Annotated in this window: 3 protein-coding genes; all 3 read right to left on the reverse strand. The window is 73.6% G+C overall.

Translation table 11 applies throughout. The annotated features are described in order from the left end of the window. Positions 1–149: 149 nt before the first annotated feature. Genes ACY0I8_RS17475 through ACY0I8_RS17485 form a run of 3 tightly spaced genes read right to left on the reverse strand, consistent with a single transcriptional unit; the run spans position 150 to position 2,730 of the window. Positions 150–1,118, reverse strand: coding sequence for a CoA transferase subunit A (locus ACY0I8_RS17475; RefSeq protein WP_461395767.1), 969 nt, complete (start codon positions 1,116–1,118; stop codon positions 150–152). Beyond that, on the reverse strand, positions 1,115–1,513 hold the full coding sequence (locus tag ACY0I8_RS17480) for a hypothetical protein (RefSeq protein ID WP_461395768.1): 399 nt from the start codon (positions 1,511–1,513) through the stop codon (positions 1,115–1,117). Before ACY0I8_RS17480 ends, ACY0I8_RS17475 begins: the two co-directional genes overlap by 4 nt. A gap of 5 nt (positions 1,514–1,518) precedes the next feature. Continuing rightward, positions 1,519–2,730, reverse strand: coding sequence for a TolB family protein (locus ACY0I8_RS17485; RefSeq protein ID WP_461395769.1), 1,212 nt, complete (start codon positions 2,728–2,730; stop codon positions 1,519–1,521). Between the last annotated feature and the right edge of the window lie 101 nt (positions 2,731–2,831).

Raw genomic sequence — 2,831 nt, forward strand, 5'->3', positions numbered from 1 at the left:
GAACACGATCACGCACCCCGGGGCGTGGGTGCGCTGGGCCAGCATGGCCGCGAGCATGGGGAGCCCCGTGCCGGCGAACACCACCTCCCCGTCCCGGATCTCCCGGGCCGCGGCCACGGTCATGAGCTCGAACGTGGTGTAGGCGGCGCTCACGGCGTCCTCTTGAGTTCGGGGTTGTAGCCGAGCCCCGACCGGGCCCGGAGCCGGTCCAGGTGCTCGGCCCCGCCCACGGCCTCCAGGTAGGCCGCGTGGTCGGCCGGGCCGAACACGAACCGGTCGAGGTACGCCCGGAACGTGTCGTCGGACCGGGCCGCCTCGGCGTAGAGGTGGAGGTGCTGGGGGTCGTAGTCGTAGTAGTTGTGCACGCTGTGGGGATGGGCCCCGAAGGCCACGTGGACCACGGCGTCCACGGCGAACGGCGGGATCCGGTTCCGCTCGGGCTCCCGCCGGAGTTCCTCGTCGTCCACGAGCTCCTCGCAGGTCACGATGACCCGGTCGGCGGCCAGGGCCTGCTGGACGTCCAGGAACTCCTGGCCCTCGATCCGCACCAGCCCCTGGGGGCTCGCCTTTTGCACGTGCAACAGGCACAGGTCGGTCCGGACCGCCGGCACCAGCACCACCGGCTCCCCCGTGAAGGGGCAGGCGATCACGGCGGCCTTCCGGGGGGCGGCCCGGGGGTCGGCCCGGCGCACCGCGGGATCGAGCCCCTCCTTGGCCAGAAGGTCGGTCCCGAGCATCGAGCGCACGGGAAAAAACGGAAGCCCCATGGCCCCGGCCGAGAACCGGGCCATCATGGCGGCGTTGGAGTAGTCCTCGAACTCGATCCGGCCCTCCTCGACGAACCGCCGCCAGTTGGGGGCGATGGGGGCGAACACCCCGTCGGCCAGGTAGGCGGCCTCGACCCGGCGCACGCACCCGGCCCCGATCAGAAGGTCCACGTCGCTTCCGGCCGAGTGGCAGTAGACCACGAGGTCGCGCACCCCTTGCCGGATCATCGCCCGCAGGAGCGCCGTGGGATGGCGCTGGCTGGTGAACCCCCCGATGGAGATCGTGGCGCCCGAGGGCACCAGGGCCGCGGCCTCCTCCAGCGGCACCACCTTGTCGCGGACCCGGGTCATTCCGAGGGCCCCCCGTCGTCGTCGGCGCCCGTCCAGTCCTCCTCCCACCCGTCGTCCAGAAGGCCCTGGCGCTCCATGAACGCCAGGTTCGCCTCCAGCACCCGGGCGATCACATCGCGCTCGATCCCGCGGTTCCGCTGGATGAACGAGATCGCGACATCCATGTCGTACTCGTCGGGGTTTCGGTCGAGGAGGTCCTCGTTCTCCTGGCGCAGCTCCTCCCACTCCCGCCGGGTGGCCTCGTCGGCGGTCTCGCCGTTCAGGAGTCCGAGGCACCCGAGGTAGTCGAGCTCCCCCTCCAGGACCGCCGCGATCACCTTGAGGTCGAGCCCGGTGCGCACGGCGATGTCCTCGAGGGCCGCGAAGGGATCGTACCGGGCCACCGTGTCGTCCATGGGCGTCACTCCCGCTCCTCCCGTAACAGGGCGGCGTACACCCGCCGCCAGCGCTTCTCCGCCTGCCCGGCCGCGCCCTGGGCCGTGAACAGCACCACCGTCCGCCCGCCCCGCCGGACCACCCAGGGGTCGGCATTGAGCTCGGTGCCGGTGGGAAGCACCCGGGGCTCTCCCGGGCCGTCCAGAGCCACGTGGGCCAGGGGGTTCAGCCGGTCGGGGTCGTCCAGAACCACCACGAACCCCCGGCCGTCCGGGGTCCACCGGGGGCCGCCCCGGGTCTCGGGGAGCACCCCCCGGCACACGAGCCGGGGCTCCCCGCCCTCTGCGGGCACGGCGTAGAGGTCGGCCGGGCCGGCCGCGTCCCGGCGCGACAAGAACGCGACCCACCGGCCGTCGGGGGACACGCTGGGCGCAAGACACGCCCCGGCCCAGCCGGGGGTGAGGTCGCGCAGGTGCTCCCGCACCCGAAGTCGTCGCGCCCCCTCGTCCGCCGCCACGAGCTCGCCCAGCCGGTCGAGCACGGCCACGTGATCCGAGGTGCCCAGGTGGGCCACGAAGGCGAGCCGGTCGCCCCCGGGGAACCAGGCCGGATAGAGCTCGGAACCGGCCGGCTCGAAGGTGAGCCGAACCAACCCGGCCGGCTCGCCCCGGAACCGGTAGAGGTAGAGGTCCCCCTGGCCCGTGCGGCCCGAGGTGAACGCCACCGCCGTGCCGTCGGGCGAAAACGCCGGGTTGGCATCGTTTTCCGGGTGGTCCGTGAGGAACGCCCGGCGCCCCGGCTCCCGGAGGAACAGGTCCAGGTTGACGACCGAGGCGCCGCGGCTCGCGGCCTTGCGGGTGGCCGCCACCACGAGCCGGGGCCGGCCCCGCTTGGGGGGGCCGAAGCTCGGCCCCTCGCTCAGGGGCCGCTCGGGCTTCAGGGCGAAGGGGTCGGTTCCGCCGGCCGGCACCACGGCCTGGGGCGGGCCGAGCTCCGAGGGCAGGGGCCCATCCCCCTCCAGAGACGCGAGGTACACCTCCAGGGTGTCGCCCTCGGCCTCCAGGAACTCGAAGGCCAGGCTCGTGCCCTCCCGGTCGGTCGCGAGGGCCGCCGGCTGGCCCCGGCCCTCGAGGGGGCCCAGGGAGAGGGCCACCACCCGCTCCACCCCGGGGGCGGCCAGGGCCCCGACCGGGAGGCCGGCAAGGCAAAGAAACAAAAGGATTTCCGAGCGCGTCACGGATTCCCTTCGGGTGCGGGCCGCGGGTAGGCCTCGTAGGAGAGGTCGAGCCGAAGCACGGGCACCCGGTTCCCCTGGGGCCCCACCGCAAACACCTCCAC

It is taken from the genome of Deferrisoma sp., from assembly GCF_054681715.1.

Excerpts from the sequence above, each read along its gene's own strand:
- ACY0I8_RS17475 (WP_461395767.1), bottom strand. The coding sequence starts at position 1,118 with ATGACCCGGGTCCGCGACAAGGTGGTGCCGCTGGAGGAGGCCGCGGCC.
- ACY0I8_RS17480 (WP_461395768.1), bottom strand. The coding sequence starts at position 1,513 with ATGGACGACACGGTGGCCCGGTACGATCCCTTCGCGGCCCTCGAGGAC.